The sequence below is a fragment of the Frigoribacterium sp. CF331 genome (assembly GCF_057787905.1).
Genome location: NZ_CM173545.1, coordinates 2290693 through 2309493, shown reverse-complemented (window position 1 = coordinate 2309493; position 18801 = coordinate 2290693). Strand labels below are relative to the sequence as shown.

The following is an 18801-nucleotide window of genomic DNA, read 5'->3' as shown; positions in this document are numbered from 1 at the left end:
CGTCCCGCACGGTCAGCGCGGGACGCCCGGCCCGTCGACGAGGGCCCAGCCCCCGTCGTCGGTGCGGCGCACGGCACCCTCGCGCTCGAAGGCCTCGAGCCAACCGCCCATGGGCCACTCGCCCCACCGCTCGGCGAACAGCCCTCCGTTGCGGACGACGTCGGGCAGGTGCCGCCACGGCGGCGACGAGGTCGGATGGTGCTGGTGGTACGCGTGGGCGCCGCCGACCCAGACGAGCGGCACGTCGAACGAGCGGGCCGTGTAGGCGAAGTCGGTGTCCTCGCCGCCGTAGCCCTCGTAGCGCTCGTCGAAGCCGCCGATCCTCGCCCACGTGGCCGGTGTGACGGCGAACGACAGCGACCAGAACAGCGGGTAGTCGTCGGCCCCGGCGACCACCGTCGAGCCCGCGGGAGGCGCGGGTCGCGCCGCGTGCGGCGCCGTCGCCTCGTCGAGGCCCTCACCCGTGCCGAGCACGAAGCCCTCGGGCAGGTAGGTGACCGGACCGCTCAGCAGCGCGCCGGGGTGCGCGTCGGCGGCGCGCTCGTAGAGGGGGAAGAGGTCGTCGCCCGGCACGCAGTCGGCGTCGAGGAAGACCAGCAGGGTCGCGCCGCGTCCGATCGCCGTGTCGGCCCCGCGGTTGCGGCCGGCGGCGAGGCGGAGCCCCTCGGGGCCCGGGGGCACGTGCAGCGTGGTGACCCCGGCGAGGGCCGGGACGTCGGGGGCCGGCGTCTCGTCGAGCCAGACCACCACGTGGCCGGCGTCGGGGGCGACCCGGCGGACGAAGCGGATCTGGTTGGCGACGTGCTTCATGCGGGTGGCCGAGGCGAGGGTCACGACGACGACGGTCATGAGAGGGCTCCGGCCAGGGCGTCGGCGTGGGCGACGGGGTCGCCGGCGGGTCGTGCCGCGTCGCGCCCGGCGACCTCGGTGACGACGGCCGCCGCCCGGGCGGCCGCACCGTCCACCTGCCACGTCGACCAGTCGGGGCGCAGCCCGCGGGCGCGCTCGATCAGGGCCGGCCACTCGTCGTCGGCGGGCCACGACGACGCGACGACGGCGAGCCCGGCGCGGTCGAGCGCCTGGGCGGTGGTGAGCTGTTCGTCGAACGGACGGCTCTGCGGCACGACGACGGCCCGGGCCCCGAGGGCGGCGAGGTCGGCGACGGTGTTCTGTCCGGCCCAGGTCACGATCACCTCGGCCGTGGCCATCTCGGCCCGGGGGTCGTCGACCCACCGGTCCAGCCCCAGGGTCGACCAGGTCGTGCCGGGAGTCGCGCGGGCGGCCCGGGCGAGCGACGCCGCGAGGTCGTCGTGGTCGCTGCCGCCGGCGCCGCCGACGAAGAGCACGCTGCCGGGCACCACCGACGACGACGGATCTGCCGCCTCGGCCCCGCGCCCGTCCTGCCGCGAGATGCCGCCCACCCAGCGCACCTTCGAGGCGACGCGGTCGAGTGCGGTCGAGTCGTGCGAGCCGGCGGGCCAGGGCGCGATCACGCGCGAGGCGGCGTCGTAGGCCAGGCGGTGCGGTTCGTCGGTCCGGTCGCCAGGCTGCGACACGACGACGACCTCGACGCCGAGCAGACGGGAGAACACCGTCACCTCGACCGAGACGTCGACGACCATCGCGTCGAAGGGTCGGCCGTCGGCGGCGGCACCGGCGACGGCAGCCGCGATGCGGCCGAGGCGGGCGGTGTGGCCGGGGTGGGCGACGGGGGCCCAGTGCAGCAGGCCGCCCACGGTCGGCGAGGCGTCGGCGGGATGACGCACCACCCCGTCGGCGCCCGTGGTCGGCGCGTCGTCGCGCTCGAGCTCGACCCAGGTCGTGTCGTCCGGCAGGTCGGCCGGGGCCCCGAGCGAGCTGAAGACCACGACGTCCGCGTCGAGGTGGGGTCGGACGGCCGAGAACCGGGTGCGGTGGCCGGCACCGTGGTGGTGCACGTACCAGCCGACCAGCGGGCGGGCGGTCACGCCGTCACCACGCGTCGGCCCGATCCCACCGGCCGGACGGTGGACAGTCCGCCGGCGAGGGACGAGGAGGCGCGCTGCCGGCCCCCGACGGTCGTCGCGTCCGTCGGCACCCCGGCCGGTGCCACGACCCCGGGCACCCGGACGTCCGAGGCCACGACGTCGGCGTACAGGCCCTCGAGCACGGCCGCGCGGGCCCGGAGCGAGAACCGGTCGACGGCGTCCTGCCGCACCGTGCGGCGGGCGGCGGCGTCCGTCCCGACGCGGCGCAGGAGGTCGTCGGCGGCACGGGCCATGCCGTCGAGGTCGCCGGCGGGGACGAGGGCGGCCCCGACCGAGCCCGCCACGACCTCGGGGACTCCCCCGACGGCGAACGAGACGACCGGCGTGCCGGTGACCAGCGCCTCCGCGATGACGAGGCCGAAGGGCTCCTCCCACACGGGCGTGACGAGGGCGCAGCCGCTGTGGCCGACGAGGGCCGCCAGCTCGGGCTGGCGCAGTTCGCCGACGTAGTGGGCGGTGACGCCGAGGTGCGGTGCGACCTCGGTCTCGAAGTAGTCGACGTCGCCGATGCGGCCGGCGATGACGAGTCGTCGTCCGGCGCGACGGGCGACCTCGAGGGCCAGGTGCAGGCCCTTCTCGGGGACGATGCGCCCCGACCAGACGAGGTCGTCGCCGCCCGGGCCGAAGCCCCAGCGGTCGGTGTCGACCCCGTTCGGCAGCACGGTCGCCTCGACGCCCTCGGTCGCCCAGGCCGCCGCGGTGTGGCCGCTGACGGCGACGAAGCGGCTGCGCGGCCCGTCGGACGAGCGGTGCGCGGCGAGCATGTCGGGCAGCGTCGGCGTGTGCAGGGTGCTGACCATCGGCACCCCGATGCGGTCGGCCCGGGCGAGCGGGACGCCGTGCAGGCTGTGGTTGTCGACCAGGTCGTAGTCGTCGGCGTGGTCGGCGACGTACTGCAGGGCCCGCTCGAGGGCGGGCAGGGCCCGCTCGAGGTACCCGGCCGGGTAGGTCGTGTCGGTCGCCTCGGCGGGGTCGTCGAAGACCACGGCGGGCAGCACGAACTCGGGCGGGCTCTGGTCGAGGTGGTCCGAGCCCTCGGTCGCGATCAGGGTCACGCGGTGGCCGCGCTCGCGCAGGGTGCGCACCTGGTGGTGGACGCTCGACTCGAGGCCGCCGGCGAACGGTTCGCGGATCGGGTAGCGCAGCGGCGCCACCACGACGATGCGCAGGGGCCGGGAGGCGCGGGTCACGCCGTCACCGCCGCGACCGTCGCGAGGGCGCGCTCGTACACCGCGAGGTGCGCGGCCGCCACGTCGTGCCGCTGCTGCCGTCGCAGCCGGCGGTGGCGTCGTCGCAGCTCGACCCGGTGAGCCGTGCCGCGGCGCGAGGCCGGGACGCGGGTCGGGTCGTCGTGGGCGTCGGCGGTCTCGTCGAGGGCCCGCGGGCTGACCAGGGCGATCACGGCGGCCGCCAGCGAGGCGGGGTCGCCGAGGTCGAACGACGCGGTCGCCCCGGCTTCGGGGTGCTGCGAGGCGGCGTGGCCGACGCGGGGCGCGGCGACCGGCACGGCGAGGTCCCAGCACAGTTCGACCCAGCCCGAGTGGGTGCCGTGGCGGTAGGGCAGCACCGAGACGTCGAGGTCGGCGAGCGAGCGCTCGAGTGCGGCGTCGTCGAGGCGGGGGTGCTCGACGAGGGTCGCCCCGGGGCCCGCGGCCCGGACGAGCTCGCGCACGCGCGCCGCCTGCTCAGGGTCTCGCACCCGCTCGTTCAGGTCGACCCGCGCCTCCACGGGGGCACCGGTGGCGCGCAGGGCCGCGACCGCGGCGAGCAGGGTGCGGACGGTCTCGTCGCCCGCGACGTTCGGCCGCAGGTCGCGCAGGTGGACGCCGACGACGATCTCGTCGCCCGGGGTGCCGACGGGCAGGTCGACGTCGGAGGCGTCGTCGAGCCCGGGGTCGACGATGGCCGGGTGGGCGATGACGGTGGGGCGGCGACCCCAGCGGGCCTCGACCTCGTCGGCCGCCGCGTCCGTCAGGGTGATCAGTTCGTCGGCGGCGGGCACGAGCACGTCGAGGTGCTCGAGGTGGGGCGCCTGGTCGACGAGCTGCGGGTTGGTCAGGTCGTGCACCGTGTACACGAGCGGCAGGCGCAGCTCGCGGAGGGCCTCGACGACGGCGACGAGGTGCCCGGTCGGGTACGACTCCGTGCCGAAGTGGACGTGCAGCAGGTCGACCTCGTCGGCGTGCGCCCGCAACCAGTCGGCGTCGAGCACGACCGGAGGCCACCAGCGGGTCGGCTCGGCGGGGTCGGGCAGCGGGTCGTCGAGGTGGACGACGCGGCCCGCGACGTCGCCGGGGTCGAGCAGCGAGCGGACGTAGGGGTGGCCGGCGGGCACCGAGGCGACCCGGATCGGACCGGCGTGCGACGAGGCGACGCGGGGCCGCTCGGCGGCTGCCGCGGCCGTGGTCGACGGCGGCGTCGGGGCGTCGTGGGTCATCGGAGCCTCCTCGGCGTGATCAGGTCGCCCGCCGCGGCCCGACCCCGGCGCGCGGGGCCTGGACCGGAGGGACGACGAGCACCCGCGGCGATGCGGCGGGGTGTGCCGGGGCTGGCGGCGGGAAAGGATGACGCGACCGGGGAAGTCGCTGTTGACTCAACATAGGCCCGCGCGACCCCCTTTGTCCGTTCCGAGTCCGGGCCGGAGGGAAGCATGTCCGAACAGCGAACCGAACCCGACGGCCGCACCCGCCACTACGGCGACTTCTACGGCCTGAGCGAGCCGGAGGGCGACGGCGCGATCGCCCTCGTGGTGGGCAACTGCCAGGCCGAGTCGCTGCGGATCTTCCTCGACGGGGCGGGGCTCACGGCGGTGCGGACGCCCCCGGTCCACGAGCTGACGGCCGCCGACCTGCCGCAGCTCGCCCGGTGGCTCGGCCGCGCCGGCCTGCTCGTCTCGCAGCCGGTGCGCGACGACTACCACGGCCTGCCGCTCGGCACGTCCCAGCTGGCCGCGATGCTGCCCCGGGAGGCGCGGGTCGTCCGGGTGCCGGTCGTCCGGTTCGCGGGCCTCTACCCGGCGCACGTCATCGTCCGCCCGCCGAGCGACGTCTCGCTCGTGCCGCCCGTGGTCGAGTACCACGACGTCCGGCTGATCGCCGAGGCCGCCGGGCGGCCCCTCGCCGCCGACGCCCTGACCCCGGCCGTCGTGCGGTCGGTCGCCGAGCTGTCGCTGGCCGAGCTGCGGAAGCGCGAGGCGGCCCACGACACGGTCGTCGCGTCGGACCTGTTCGAGGTCGGCCCCGGCACGGGTGGGCCGGGCGACGACGGAACGGGCACGCCCCGCTTCGACCAGATGCGCACGCTGAACCACCCGGGCAACCCGGTCTGGACCGCCCTGGCCACGCGCGTGCGGGAGCGGCTCGGCCTGCCCGAGCACGTCGTCGACCCGGGCCGACCGGTGCTGTCGAGCGTCCACGCCCCCCGCGAGCAGGCCGTGATCGATGCCTGGGGCCTCGACGACGAGCCGACGGACCACTGGGTCGTCGGCGGCGAGCGCGTCGACGCCGACGAGGTCCGGCGGGCGCACCTCGCCTGGTACGCCGAGCACCCGGACGCGGTCGAGGCCGCCCTGGCCCGGCACGCCGACACGTTCGCCCTGTGGGGTGCGGCGTGAGCGTGGGGTCCGGCACGGGCGGCACGGGGCTCGGAGTCGGGCGTCCGCTGACCCACGACGTCGCCGGGGACCGCCACTCGGCCCGGTCGGCCGCGACCGGCGGCGCGGCGGCCACCCTCGACCTCGCCGAGCTGCCCGTCATCGTCACCCACGACGATCCGCAGCACGGGGTCTCGGCCTACGCGGCACGGATCGCCGCGACTGTCGAGGCGCGCACCGGTCGGCACCTCGCCCTCGACGTCGCCGACCTGCTCGACGTCGCCGAGCCGCACGACGGCCCCGACGCCGGGTCGGCCACCCAGGTCGACCCGTACCTGCTCGACCCCGAGCTGCTGACGACCACGGCCCTGCCCCCGGTCGTCGGCGGCACACCGGCCGACCCGGCGCCCGTGGACGTCGTCGTGCCGCGGGCCCACCTGCAGTTCACGGACCGCCTCTGGGGGCCGTCGCCCGCGGCGGCCGCCGACGTCGTCGAGCACCTGGCCGACGGCACCGCCCTGACCGTGACCCTGCACGACCTGCCGCAACCGTCCGACGGCGAGCGCAACCTGAGGAGGCGCGGCGAGGCCTACGCCCGCGTGGTCGCCGTCGCCCGGGGCGTCGTCGTCAACAGCGAGCACGAGCGCGCCCTGCTGCGCGAGACGATCGGCTTCGAGGGCCCGGTCGAGGTGATCCCCCTGCCCGTCGACCCGCATCCGCTGCCCGCCGGTCGGCCCGAACCGGACGGCGACGTCGCGGTCGTCGGGTTCTTCTACCCCGGCAAGGGGCACGCCGAGGTCGTCGCGGCCGTGGCGGGACTCGCGGCTGGTCGGCCCGCGGCCGAGGCCGGGCGGGTGGGCGACGACGCGACGCGACCGGTCGCGGACGTGACCGGCGTCGTGGCGCTCGGCCGCGCCTCCCCGGGTCACGAGGGCGAGCTCCGGCAGCTCGTCGACGAGGCCGCCGCACTGGGCGTGCCCTTCGGCGCGACCGGTTACCTCGACGACGCGACCCTCCTCGACCGGGCCCGCCGCGCGTCGGTGCCCGTGGCGGCGCACCAGCACGTCTCGGCCTCCGGGTCGATCGCGACCTGGGTCGCGGCCGGGCGGCGCCCGCTCGTGCCCGACACGCGCTACTCCCGCGAGATGGCGACGCTGAGACCCGGCACGCTCACGCTCTACCCCGAGGGCGGGCTCGCGGCGGCGATCGCCGCGGCCCTGGGCGACCCCGCGTCGACCTGGCTCGACGAGGACGCCGTCACCCGGCCGGGGCTCGACGAGGTCGCCGACGCGTACGCCGCGTGGTGGACCGACGGGGTGCGCTGGTGAGCCGCGACGCCGGGTCGTCGGCGTCCGGGGTGACCGGCACCGCGCCTCCTGCGGGCGGGCGGTCCGTGGTCGGCAACTCGTGGGACGCGCTCGACGGCGTGTGGCCCGAGCTGCCGCCGCTCGTGTCGGTGATCGTGGTGCACTACCGCCAGCAGGCGGAGCTCGATCGGACGCTCGCGGCACTGGCACGACAGAGCTACCCCGCCGACCGGCTCGAGGTGATCGTGGTCGACGACGGGTCGCCGACGGCTCCCACCGTGCCCGACGGGGTGCGCCTGATCGTGCAGGAGGACCGCGGCTTCCGCCTGTCGGCCGCCCGCAACGTCGGCGTCGCCGCGTCGTCGGGGTCCGTGCTCTGCTTCGTCGACGCCGACACGTCGCCCGAGCCGGACTACGTGCTGCGCCTCACCCGACTGCCCGCGCTCGCTCCCGAGGCCGTCACGGTCGGTCAGCGGAAGCACGCGGACTTCGCCGGGGTGCTCGGCGACGGGGGCGGCCGGGGTGCCGGTGCCGGTGCCGGTGCGGGTGCCGGTGCCGCCGTGCCGGTGTCGGAGCCGGTCGAGGTGGCCGGGCCGGCGCACGAGCTCGAGCAGCCGCGCTGGCTGCGGCAGGCCTACGGCTGGTCGGCCGACCTGTTGCACGCGGACGACCGCTCGTACCGCCACCTGATCGGCGCCGTCACCTGCTGCACGCGCTGGTTCTTCGACGAGGTCGGCGGCTTCGACGAGTCGTTCACGAGCTACGGCGGCGAGGACTGGGAGTGGGCCCACCGGGCCTGGCTCGCCGGCGCCGTGTTCGCCCACGTGTCCGGCGCGGTGGCGTGGCACGACGGACCGGACTGGGCGGGGCGCGGGGTGGGTGGCGACGGCGGCACCGACTCGGAGTCGTCGCCGACCGCGCGGGCTGCTCGCGAGGCCGAGGAGGCACGGCGCCAGGCCGAGAAGAACGTCGAGACCCTGCGCCTCGCCGACCTGATCGCGGTGCGCGGCTCTCGCGGCGTCGGGGTGCGCAGTCGGGCCGTCGACGTGTGCGTCGAGCTGGTGGCGTCGGCCGGGACTCCGCTGTCGACGGGTGCGGCGTTCGTCTCCGTGGACAGCGTGTTGGCCTCCGCACCGGACGTGACCGTCGTGGTGCCGGACGACGTCGCGTCGGCGTTCACGGCCGACGCCCGGGTGCTCGGTCGGTCGACGGACGCCGCCGAGGCCGCACTCGCCGAGGCCCGGGTGGTCGTGACGGTCGACGGTCCCGTGCGGGTGCTGCCCCCGGTCGACACCGGCGGCTCGGACGACGCCCCGGCACGGTCCCTGGCCGCGGCGGTCGGGCTCGGCGACGACGTCGCGCGTGACCTCCGCGCGGCGACCGACGCGGTCGGCGTCGGGTCGCTCGGCACCGTCGAGCTGCTCGGCCCGTCGGACCGCGTGCTCGTCACGGTCGAGTCGCGTCGGGCCCGTCTCCGAGCGCGCCGCTGGGGGGCGGGCGTCGCGTTCGTCTCGCACCGCGCCTCCGTGGACTGGCTGACCCCCGTGGTGGGCGAGCCCAGCGTCGCCGCCTACCTCGGCGGCTGGGGCTGACCCCTCGGGCGCCGCCGCTCGACCCGTCCAGCGACGAGTGGTCCCGAATCGTCCTTCGTCCGCCGACGGAGGACAATTCACGACCACTCGATCAACGCTCGGGGGGGGGGGGGCGGGCAGGTCGATAGGGTGACAGGGTCGCGGTGGGCGGCACGGACGAGGGGGATCTCATGACCGATCGGAACGACGGGGCGGACCAGCGGGGCGGGGCGGTGTCGCCGGACGGGCAGGCGACTCCTCCGCCGTACGGCCAGCAGCCGACGTACGGCCAGCAGCCGACGCACGGCCAGCCGACCCCTCCGCCCTACGGCCAGCAGCCGTACGGTGACCAGCCGCCCGGCGGCCAGTACCCGCCGTACGCCCAGCCACCCCAGGGCCCGCCCTACGGCTCGGGCGGGGTGGTTCCCCTCTGGGCTCCGCTGTACGGCGCGGGTCCGGTCGACGCGGTCAAGCGGTTCTTCCGGAAGTACGCCGACTTCTCGGGACGGGCGAGCCGCAGCGAGTACTGGTGGGTGGTCCTGGCGAACGGCGTGCTGTTCTTCGCCCTCAGCATCGTCGGCTTCGCCGCGGGCTACCCCGGCAGCACCACCGACGTCGACGGCACGATGAACCCGGGGCCGGGTTTCATCCCGTTCGGAATCGTGCTCGCGATCTTGTTCTTCGGGACGTTCGTGCCGTTCCTGTCACTCGGCGTCCGTCGACTGCACGACGTCGACCTCAGCGGCTGGCTGCTGCTCATCAGCCTCGTCCCCTACCTCGGCGGGTTCGTCATCTTCATCTTGTCGTTGCTCGGTCCGAAGCCGCGCGGTGCTCGCTTCGACCGTCCGACGGCCTGACGGCACCTCGCCGCATCACGCGCCGGCGACTCAGGCGAGCAGCGCCTCGACCTGCTCGACGACGAGGTCTCACGGGACCTGGAGGGGCTGTCGCATCGAGCCCCGACAGCACGACCGCCGTGACGCCGACGGTCGCGCCACGGTAGTTTCGCGAGCATGAGCGCTCCCGACGCCCGCCGACCCGACGACCGACGTGCCCTCGTGCAGCCCGAGCTGCGCCCCGGCGAGCGCCTGCTCTGGTCGGGCGGGCCGGACGAGGCCGTGACGTTCGGCCGCAACGACCTCTTCCTCGTGCCCTTCAGCCTGCTCTGGTGCGGGTTCGCGATCTTCTGGGAGGTCTCGGTGCTCCGCGAGGGCGCCTCCGTGTTCTTCGTCCTGTTCGGCGGCGTCTTCGTCGCGATCGGGCTCTTCTTCGTCGTCGGCCGGTTCCTGCTGAAGCGGGCGCGGAAGGCGAAGACGGGTTACGCCGTCACCGACCAGCGGTCGTTCCTCGTGGTCGGGTCGACCGTCCACCAGGCGCCCGCGAAGCAGCAGAAGACCGAGGTGTCGTGGTCGCGCGACCGCACGCACGTCAGCGTCGACTGGACCGACTCGACCACCGGCGCCACCCCGTTCGGCGCGCGGCAGCGCGGTCTCACCAACTCGGGTCTCGACGGCGTCATGTCTCCCCTGCCGATGACCTTCGTCGACGTGCGCGACGGCGAGGCGCTGCTGCGCGCCCTCGACGAGGCGGGCCGTCCGGAGGCGCGGTGAGGGCCTCCGACGGAGCCCGACGTCCCCGAGGCGCGGACTCGGGAGAGCCCCGCCGCAGCCAGGCCTGGCGGGACCTCGTCGACCGGGTGCTCGTCGAGCTGAACGCCCTCGACCCGTACGGGCTCGAGCCCGGCACCGAGGGCGGCGCCCCGAGGGACGAGTACGAGCTCGAGGCCGTCCCGATGGTCGGCCGTCTCGTGAGGTCCGGCGCGATCAGCGCCGACGAGGTCGACGCGATCTGGACGAGGTGGTTCGGCGAGACGCTGAGCGGGCGCACCGACCGGGCCCGGTTCGAGGCCTTCCTCGCCCGGCTGGACGACCTGAGCCCTGCCTGATCTGGCACGAACCGGATCAGCGGGCGGGCGACATCTGCTGCTGGGCGGGCGACCGGAGTTCGTCGAGGGTGTCGCTCAGCGTGCCGATGCGAGCAGCGTGGTGATCGCCGTCCAGGCCCGGGCGCCGAGCTCGCGATCCGCGGCCTCGGTGCCACCGCGGCGCATGGTCGTGCCTCCTCGCACCACCGACTCCCCCGGCAGCACCGCCCGATGTCCGGCATCCGCCCCCGCGACCATGACGGTCTCGACCCCGTGCTCCGCCCGTCGGCGCCTGACGTTCTCGGCGTGCACCGTGCTCGGCCAGACCTCGTCGTCGCCGCCCGCGACCAGGACGACGCGCGCGATGCGCTCGACCTCGATCGTCGCCGGTCCCACCCGGTCGGCGAACGTCAGCCGGGACCGTTCGTGGACGGGCGAGAACCGCGGAGGCGCCTCGGTCGGCCAGCCGTCCGGGTCGATCGGCACGAACGGCAGGGGCACCCCGCCCCACGTCCAGTGCGAACGTTCGGCACCCGTCCGGTCGTAGCCGGCCCAGACGACGTCCGACGGGGCGAAGGCGACCACTCCCGCCACCCCGGGGGCCCGGGCCGCGGTGGCCAGCGCCGCCTCGGCCCCGAAGGACGTGCCGACGATCCAGACCCGGTCGCACTCGCCGGCCAGGGCGTCCAGGCGGTCCGTGAAGGTCTCGAGCGGCACCTCCCACGGCCCGGCGCTCTGCCCGTCACCACCGAACCAGCGGACGGACTCGGCCAGGCAACCGTGGCCGGCGAACAGCCGGGCGCGCTCGTCGTCGATCCGCCCGCTCGACCCCGCCAGCACGAGGACGCCGTCGCCGGAGTGCCGCGTCGGCAGCCACCGCACGCCCTCGGGCCGGACGAGGTCGACGCGCCGCACACCGTGTCCGGGTCCGGCGGCTCCTGCGTGCACGACCGTCACAGCCGCGCGAACCCGTCCAGCGCGGCGCCGAGCGCCTCGACCTGGCGGGGGCCGCCGTGCCCCTCGTCCTCGACGACGGTCAGGGTGCTGGCCGGCCAGGCCCGGTGCAACCGCCACGGCGTGACGGCCGGACCGCTCACGTCACGGCGACCGTGCACGAGGGCGGCGGGGATGTGCGTGATCCGAGGCAGCCGGGACACGATCGCGCGCTCACCCGCCAGGAACCCGTCGTTGCTCCAGTAGTGGGTGACGAGCGTGGCGAACGCCTCCCGCCGCTCCGGGCCCAGGTGGCCCCGCCCGCGCGAGTCGGGGTCGTCGAGGCTGACGTGGACGCCCTCCCACCGGTCCCAGCTCGCCGCGGCGGCCTCACGATCGGCCACGTCGTCGGACGCCAGCCGTCTCGCGTACGCGTCGACCGGTCTCTCGTCGACGCGCCTCCTGCTGTCGTGGTCGAAGACGGCCCACTCCTCGGGGAAGAGCCGCCCGACCCCCTCGGTGATCCAGTCGACCTCGTCGCGGCTCGTGGTCGTGACCGCCATCAGCGCCAGGGCGCGGACGCGGTCGGGGTGCTCCTCGGCGTAGGCGAGCGCGAGCGTCGTGCCCCACGACACGCCGCCGACGACCCAGGTCTCGATGCCGAGCCGGTCACGGACCTCCTCGAGGTCGGCCACCAACCGCTGTGTCGTGTGCCGCCCCAAGCCGGTCAGGTCGTCCACGACGTTCGGGGTGCTCCGGCCCGAACCGCGCTGGTCGACGCCGACCAGCCGGTAGGCCCGCGGGTCGAACGCGCGTCGGTAGCCGCCCCGGCCGAGCGAACCACCGGGCCCGCCGTGCAACCAGAGGGCGGGGACGCCGTCGGGACGGCCGGACTCCTCGACGTACAGGGAGGCACCGTCCTCCGTCTCGAGGAAGCCCGTCCGGTACGGGTCGTGCGCGGGGTGGGTCATGCGGCCACCGTAGTCAGGAACCCGCCGCGAGCGTGGCGAGCCCCGCGCAGCCCTGTGCGGCAGCGACTCGTGCACCCGGAGCGGAGACCCGAGCGGGCAATTCCTGCTTCCCGTCGCGGGCGGGGCCGTCCCACGCCGACCTCGGCACCCGGCCGCGGCACCAGCCCGGAATTGCCGACGCCCGCACCAGCCTCGACACCCGGCACCCCACCCCGCCACCCTCCTCGGACGCCCCGCCGAGCTCGACGCGACGCACGGCACCCGCCCACGCACCGCCCGCCCTGTCGGACCCCACCCCCGAGCGGGCAATTCCTGGTTCTCGACGCGGGCAGGGCCGCACCACACCGACCTCGGCACCCGGCGCAGCACCAGCCCTGAATTGCCGACACCCGCACCAGCCTCGGCACCCGCCACCCTCCTCGGGCGCCCCACCGAGCTCGACGCGACGCACGGCACCCGCCCGCACTCCGTCCGCCCTGTCGGACCCCACCCCCGAGCGGGCAACTCCTTGTTCTCGACGCGAGCGGGGCCGCCCCACGCCGATCTCGGCACCCGGCCGCGGCACCAGCCCTGAATTGCCGACGCGGACGCGGACGGCAAGGCCGGGACCGACAGCGACGGCGACGGCGACGGCGACGGCGACGGTGACCGCGACCGCGACCGCGACGGCGACGGCGACCGCGTCAGTGACGGCGTCGGCGACAGTGACGGCGACGGCGACGGCGACCGCGTCAGCGACGGCGTCGGCGACAGCGACAGCGACGGCGACGGCGACAGCGACGGCAACAGCGCGGGCGGGACGCGGCGGAGGGTCACATCAGCAGGAGAGGCAGGGCCGCGTAGGCGACGACGAGCACGACCGACAGGACGACGACCGACCCGGCCGCGACGACGGGGACCCACGGGGGTGCGGACCTCCGGGTGCCGACCGTGCCCCCGACGAGGAACGCCGCGCCGAGCACCATCTGCAGCACCCACCAGACGTCCTGCAGGCCCTGGCCGAGGACCACGAGCCCGTAGAGCCCCTCGCCGACGAGCACCGTCGACAGGGGCGCGACCGCGAGGGTCCGCCAGGTGGGCGACGACGAACGGACGAGGGCGGCGCTGACGCCGATGACCGGGCCCACGAGCAGTCCGATGACCGTGAACTCGTTCTGGAAGGGCTCGTCGTAGTAGAAGCCCCGCCACCCCGACACCATGCGGTAGCCCTCGACGAGCAGCACGAAGGCGACGGCCCCGAGCACGGCCGACAGGGCGGGGCGGCTGCGCACGGCCCAGACCATCGCGAAGACGAGGATCGACCAGCCACCGGACGAGTTCGCGAACCCCCCGATCCACTGCGGCAGGAAGGTCTGTGCCGGGCTCGTGAGACCACCGAGCACGAGGGCTGCGGCCGCCACGACGGCCGTGCGGCCCGCGGCGCGAGCGACGATGGCGGCCACCGACGGGGTGGGCACGGCTCCGGGGGACGGACGGGTGGGAGGGGCGAGTCGGGTCTCGGTCACGGTGGGTCTCCTTCGACGGGGTGCCAGCGTACGAACGGGCGGCCGCGCGCCGCGTCCTCCCCCGGTCGCGGGCCGTGCCCCGGGAGGATGACGCCCGACCCGACCGACGCCCGACGCCCGACCCCGACCGACGCCGGCCTCACCCGACGTCGAGCACGACGGCACCCGGTCGCGCGGGGCCACCCGGGGCACCGACCGACAGGACGCACGCCCCCTCGGCCCGGGCGTCGTCGACCACCGACCAGACCACCCCGGCGCTGGCCGGGTCCAACTCGCTCGTCGGGTCGTCGAGGCAGAGCACCGAGGGCCGCGTCACGAGGGCCCGCGCCACGGCGACCCGCTGCTGCTGCCCGCCCGAGAGCTGCTCGAGCAGGTTGTGCCGACTCGCCTCGGGGACGCCGAGCCGCCCGAGCAGCGCGTCGACCTCCGACCAGTCGCCCAGCCGGGCCCGCCCGCGGTCCGGTCGAGCGAGCAACGGCACCGCCACGTTCTCGGCGGCCGTGAGCGACCCGAGCAGTTCGTGCTGACGGGTCACCGAACCGACCGTCGGGTCGGCCGCACCGAACGACACCCGCCCGGACACCGGGTGCTCGAGCCCGGCGACGACGCGCAGCACCGCGGACGGCACGCCGTCCGGCTCGCCGCGCAGCTCGGCCGCGCCACCCGCCGGCACGACGAGGTCGAGGGGCGCCGAGGGCGAGCCGTCGGGCCGACGCACCACGAGACCGACGAGACGCAGCCCGGGCGAGGCGACCCGCGCCTCCTCGTCCCGTCCCCCGCCGCCGGCCACGGCCTCACCCTCAGCCACGGACGCCGCCCTCGTCGTCGGTCACGCGACGCACCCGCAGCTCGCCCGGTGCGACCTCGTCGACCGACACGAGCGCCCCGTCGGGCCAGTCGGCGCGCAGGCCCTGTGGCAGCTGCAGCGAGCCGTCCGTGCCGAGGACCGACCAGCGCCCCTCGGCGGTGGCCTCCTCGCCGACGCGACCGTCGCGCAGGTGCACCATGCGCTGCATGCGGGCGGCGACGGCGTCGTCGTGCGTCACGACGAGCACGGCGGTGCCCGCGGCGTCCGCCGTGTCGACCAGCAGGTCGAGCAGGGCGTCGCGGGCCGTCTCGCCCAGGCGGCTGGTCGGCTCGTCGGCGAGCAGCAGGCGGGGCCGGGGCGCGAGGGCGACGGCGAGGGCCACGACCTGCTGCTCGGTCGGGGTCAACCGGCCCACGGGGCGTCGGTCGCCCAGCACGCCGCCCGCGCGCAGCACCCGGCGCCCCACCCGGACGGCCTCCCGCGAGCCGCCGACCGCCCGGTCGAGGTTGCCCGCGGCGTCCTCGTGGGCCAGCAGGTTCGCCGGCGCGCCCTGCATCATCAGCCCGAGGGTGCCCCGGCGCAGGCGTCGCACGTCGGCGGGCCGGGCGGTCGCGAGATCGGTGCCGAACACCTCGGCACGCCCCGCCGACGGCCTCGTCACCCCGGCCACGATCGAGAGCAGCGTCGACTTGCCCGACCCGGACGGCCCGAGCACGGCGACGCGCTGGGCGGCGGGCACGACGAGGTCGACCCCACGCAGGGCGGCGACGTCGGTGCCGGCCTCGCGGTAGACGTGCACGAGGCCCTGGCAGAACAGGGCGAGGTCGCTCATCGGGGGCCCACCGTCCGGTCGGCCGCCCGGGCCTCGAGCCGGGTCGCGACGCCGACGATGCCGGCGAGCAGGGCGAGCGTCCCGACGCCGAGGGCCAGCAGGGGCCAGGCCGACGGGGCCAGGTCGGGCGGCGGCGTCCGGCCGGCCCCGACGACGAGGGGCAGCCCGGGCACGGTCAGCAGGTAGGCCAGGAGGCCGGCACCGACGCCGAGCACGACCCCGGCCGCCGGGGGCAGGAACGCTTCGAGCAGCGCGACCCGACGCAGGCGCCCGGGCGTGATGCCGGCCGTCGCGAGGGCCCGTCGGTCCTCGCGCCGCCCGGTTGCGGACACCGCCCGCAGCGCCGCGGTGGCGGCGAGGGTGAGCAGCAGCGCCGCGACCGCCACCACGAGCGTGGCCGAGGAGGCGCGGGTCGTCTCCGAGCGCCGGTACCCGTCGGCCACCGTGGCGAGCGACCGGGAGGCGACCACCTCGACGCCCCGACGGGACAGGTCGTCGACGACCCGCGCCTCCTCGGCTGCGCTCATCGGGGCGAGCCACACCTCGTGGCTCGCCTCGGAGCGGGCGGGGTCGGTCACCCGGTCGAGCACGCCGAGGTCGACGAGCACGCCCTCGCCGCCGACCCGCGGCAGGACGCGCGCCTCGCCGACCCGGGCGAGGGCGCGTTCGCTGAGGTCGGGTCCGAGCCCGACGACGCCGTCGCGGACGCCGGCCAGCGGGGTCACCGGGGTGCCCCGGGCGACGAGGGCGGGGATCGGCTCGGGGGTGTCGAGCGGCGCGATCGACGCCGTGCCCGCCCCCTGTTCGTCGATCAGGACGAGCGCGAGGCCCCGACCGTCCGAGAGGTCGGCCAGGGTCGCCCGTGCGGGCCGCTGCGGGTCGACGCCGTCGCCGATGCGGTCGCGCCAGCGGTCGGCCGAGACCCACCCCGCGAGCTCGTCGGCGGGCTGGCGGTCGGTCGAGAGCGAGGTGACGGTCAGCCGCAGGCCGAAGGGGGGCGTCGTCGCCCGCGAGCTCGTCGCCCCGAACCAGACCACGCGGCACCCGTCCGCGCACGGGAACCGGCCGGGGACGCTCGTCAGGGTGCCGTCGCGGGGCTCGCCGAGGTCGACCGTGTGCCAGCCGTCGTCGGCCTGCACGACCAGGCGCACCGACACGTCGGCGAGGTCGGTCGTGAAGTCCTCGGCCGAGAAGCCCTCGGGCACGGTCGTGGCGACGTCGGCCAGGTCGACCGAGACGCTCGTCCCCGTGAGGGTCAGTGCCTCGCCGCCCCGGGGTGCGAGGGCCCGGGCGAGCCGGTCCGCGTCGCCGAGGTCGCTCCAGGCGGGCGACCAGGCCGAGACCGCCCCGAGACGCGACGCGTCGACGGCGACGAGCCGCCCGACGCCCTGGCCGCGGGTGTAGACGTCGGCCGCCATCGCCCGGCGACCGTCGGGGTCGGCCGCCCGGACCGCGTCGACGAACGGCACGTCGGAGGGCACGCTGACCGTCAGGGCGGTCGAGGCCCCCACGGAGGCGCGGGCCCGGTCCACCTGCAGGCGGTCGGCGGTCACGGCCACCTGGGTCGACCACGAGGCGAGGGCGACGCCGACGCAGACGAGCACCGCCGCCGTGAGGACCGACGGGGTCCGACCGAGCCGACGGGCGACGAGCAGGGACGACAGCGACCGGGGCGGACGTCGGGTCGACCGCCCGACGGCGAGGGCGGCGACCCGGAGGGCGACGACGCCGACCAGCACGGCGACGAGTCCCGGTGCGAGCAGGGCCAGGCCGGGGCCGGTCACCTCGCCCTGGGTGACGGCGGCCACGAGCACGGTCACGGTCACGAGCGCGAGCCCGGACTGCACGACGACCGCGAGGCGGCCGAGGCGGCGGGGCTCGGCGGTGCGGGCGAGCAGCTGGTCGAGCGGCACGACGGCCGAGCGGACGCTCGCGGCGACGAGGGCGACGACCGAACCGACGAGGGCCAGCGCGGCCGAGGCGACGACGACGGGATGGGTCGGCTCGACGGGGACCGACGGTCCGAGGGCCGACCGGACGACGGCCGCCGCGATGGCCCATCCCGCCGACCCGCCCGCCACGCCGCCGACGACCACGGCCAGCACGGGCTCCGTGAAGACGACGGCGAGCCACCGCCCGCGGGTGGCCCCGCGCAGGCGCGCGAGTCCCCATTCGGCCGACCGCACCCTGGCGAGCCGTTGCACCACCAGCGCCACCGCGAACCAGGCCAGGGCGAGCGCTTGCAGGGCCGTCACGGCGGCCAGCACGGTCGCCGCGTCGCCCTGCCGCCCGACCCGGTCGAGCACGCCGGGCAGGCCGGTGCGCAGCTCGACGTCGGACTCGGCCCCCGCCGTCCCGAGGGCCGACTCACGGGCCGTCGCGACGTCCGTCAGGGCGGTGTCGACGTCGTCCAGGGCCAGGGGGCCGCTCAGCACGAGCGCCCCGTAGGCCTTCGACGTCAGCAGCAGCGCGTCGAACCCGTCCGACGACACGACGAGGTCGTCTGTCGTGGGCACGTCGACGCTGACCGCGCGCGAGGGCGCGGCGAAGAACCGACCGTCGCCCTGCCGGGGGTCGTACCGGCCGACGACCGTCGCCTCGACGACGGAGCTGCCGGTGTCGAGGTCGAGCAGGTCACCGGTGGCGACGCCCTCGATCGTCGACGGCACCATCACCTCCGCCGCCGCGGCAGGGCAACGTCCGTCGACGGGGACGACGTCCCCGCAGTCGTTGCCGTAGAGGCCCGCGACCCGAGCGCTGCCGGTGACGTCGGGGTCGGCCGGCGAGATCCAGGTCGTGTCGCCGCCGCTCTCGGCCGCCGTCACGGGGGCCCGCCACAGCGAGGCCCCGCCGGCGTCGTGCGCGGTGTCGACCGACTGCACCACCGAGCGGACGTCGGACGCGGCGACGAGCATCCGCCCCGGCTCGACGTCGGCGATGCTCACGACCGCGGTGTCGTCGAGGTGTGACCGCCCCGTCGCGTCGGCGAGTCCCACCTGCTCGACGGCCCGCAGCAGCAGGGGGGCGAGCACCGACACGAGCACGGCGAGCGCCGAGAGCAGCACGAGCGAGACCGCCCCGGCGGGCCGGCGGCGGACGCTGGTCAGCCAGGCGGGCCGGACGCGGGCGGGCCGCGCGCCGTCGTCGCCGCGCCGGGTGTGGTCCACGTGCTCGGCCCGCCCGCCAGGGGGGCGCACGCGATCGGTGCGCCCACGGGCACGATGCGCCATCGCACCTCCTCGTGCCGGTCGTCTGTGCAGACAGTAGCGCCGATCGACCGCCCGGACGGGCACTCGACGCGACGCGACGCGAGTCGGCGTCGGGGCGGCCG

At 76.4% G+C, this 18801-nt stretch carries 16 protein-coding genes; 6 read left to right on the top strand and 10 right to left on the bottom strand.

What is annotated here, in order from left to right; all coding sequences use genetic code 11:
• Positions 1-12 precede the first annotated feature (12 nt).
• From AC3CCI_RS10755 to AC3CCI_RS10740, 4 genes are read right to left on the bottom strand one after another with little or no spacing between them, the layout of a single operon-like run.
• Positions 13-849, bottom strand: coding sequence for a glycosyltransferase family 2 protein (locus AC3CCI_RS10755; protein WP_488627181.1), 837 nt, complete (start codon positions 847-849; stop codon positions 13-15).
• Positions 846-1967, bottom strand: coding sequence for a glycosyltransferase (locus tag AC3CCI_RS10750; protein ID WP_488627180.1), 1122 nt, complete (start codon positions 1965-1967; stop codon positions 846-848). The genes AC3CCI_RS10755 and AC3CCI_RS10750 overlap by 4 nt, the downstream gene beginning before the upstream one ends.
• Positions 1964-3217: a glycosyltransferase gene (locus AC3CCI_RS10745; protein WP_488627179.1), complete on the bottom strand. Its 1254-nt coding sequence runs from the start codon at positions 3215-3217 to the stop codon at positions 1964-1966. Before AC3CCI_RS10745 ends, AC3CCI_RS10750 begins: the two co-directional genes overlap by 4 nt.
• Positions 3214-4464 carry a glycosyltransferase gene (locus AC3CCI_RS10740; protein WP_488627178.1) on the bottom strand — a complete coding sequence of 417 codons (1251 nt, stop codon included), beginning with the start codon at positions 4462-4464 and terminating at the stop codon, positions 3214-3216. Before AC3CCI_RS10740 ends, AC3CCI_RS10745 begins: the two co-directional genes overlap by 4 nt.
• Positions 4465-4677: 213 nt before the next feature.
• Between AC3CCI_RS10740 and AC3CCI_RS10735 the strand changes: the two genes are divergently transcribed.
• The 6 genes from AC3CCI_RS10735 to AC3CCI_RS10710 all read left to right on the top strand — a co-directional run bounded on the left by AC3CCI_RS10735 (position 4678) and on the right by AC3CCI_RS10710 (position 10442).
• The gene (locus AC3CCI_RS10735) at positions 4678-5640 is read left to right on the top strand and encodes a WcbI family polysaccharide biosynthesis putative acetyltransferase (protein ID WP_488627177.1); all 963 of its coding nucleotides are present in this window, start codon (positions 4678-4680) and stop codon (positions 5638-5640) included.
• The gene (locus AC3CCI_RS10730; RefSeq protein WP_488627176.1) at positions 5637-6947 is read left to right on the top strand and encodes a hypothetical protein; all 1311 of its coding nucleotides are present in this window, start codon (positions 5637-5639) and stop codon (positions 6945-6947) included. The genes AC3CCI_RS10735 and AC3CCI_RS10730 overlap by 4 nt, the downstream gene beginning before the upstream one ends.
• Positions 6944-8518, top strand: a complete 1575-nt coding sequence (locus AC3CCI_RS10725; protein ID WP_488627175.1) for a glycosyltransferase family 2 protein — start codon at positions 6944-6946, stop codon at positions 8516-8518. The genes AC3CCI_RS10730 and AC3CCI_RS10725 overlap by 4 nt, the downstream gene beginning before the upstream one ends.
• Positions 8519-8688: 170 nt before the next feature.
• Positions 8689-9354 (top strand): DUF805 domain-containing protein, encoded by a 666-nt coding sequence (locus AC3CCI_RS10720; RefSeq protein ID WP_488627174.1) that lies wholly within the window; start codon positions 8689-8691, stop codon positions 9352-9354.
• A 156-nt stretch (positions 9355-9510) separates the two neighbouring features.
• The gene (locus AC3CCI_RS10715; protein WP_488627173.1) at positions 9511-10107 is read left to right on the top strand and encodes a hypothetical protein; all 597 of its coding nucleotides are present in this window, start codon (positions 9511-9513) and stop codon (positions 10105-10107) included.
• Entirely contained in the window at positions 10104-10442 is a 339-nt protein-coding gene (locus AC3CCI_RS10710; protein ID WP_488627172.1) for a hypothetical protein, read from the top strand. Before AC3CCI_RS10715 ends, AC3CCI_RS10710 begins: the two co-directional genes overlap by 4 nt.
• A gap of 75 nt (positions 10443-10517) precedes the next feature.
• On the opposite strand, the gene AC3CCI_RS10705 is transcribed toward AC3CCI_RS10710, so the two are convergent.
• The 6 genes from AC3CCI_RS10705 to AC3CCI_RS10680 form a co-directional block, all read right to left on the bottom strand.
• Positions 10518-11336, bottom strand: coding sequence for an acyl-CoA thioester hydrolase/BAAT C-terminal domain-containing protein (locus tag AC3CCI_RS10705; RefSeq protein WP_488627171.1), 819 nt, complete (start codon positions 11334-11336; stop codon positions 10518-10520).
• Between the two features lie 38 nt (positions 11337-11374).
• Positions 11375-12325 carry an alpha/beta fold hydrolase gene (locus AC3CCI_RS10700; protein ID WP_488627170.1) on the bottom strand — a complete coding sequence of 317 codons (951 nt, stop codon included), beginning with the start codon at positions 12323-12325 and terminating at the stop codon, positions 11375-11377.
• An 812-nt stretch (positions 12326-13137) separates the two neighbouring features.
• Positions 13138-13830: a DUF6518 family protein gene (locus AC3CCI_RS10695; protein ID WP_488627169.1), complete on the bottom strand. Its 693-nt coding sequence runs from the start codon at positions 13828-13830 to the stop codon at positions 13138-13140.
• Between the two features lie 139 nt (positions 13831-13969).
• A complete protein-coding gene (locus AC3CCI_RS10690; RefSeq protein WP_488627168.1) occupies positions 13970-14638 on the bottom strand; it encodes an ATP-binding cassette domain-containing protein in 669 nt (222 codons plus the stop codon).
• Entirely contained in the window at positions 14631-15470 is an 840-nt protein-coding gene (locus AC3CCI_RS10685; protein WP_488627167.1) for an ABC transporter ATP-binding protein, read from the bottom strand. The genes AC3CCI_RS10690 and AC3CCI_RS10685 overlap by 8 nt, the downstream gene beginning before the upstream one ends.
• A complete protein-coding gene (locus AC3CCI_RS10680; protein ID WP_488627166.1) occupies positions 15467-18637 on the bottom strand; it encodes an FtsX-like permease family protein in 3171 nt (1056 codons plus the stop codon). The genes AC3CCI_RS10685 and AC3CCI_RS10680 overlap by 4 nt, the downstream gene beginning before the upstream one ends.
• Positions 18638-18801: the final 164 nt, after the last annotated feature.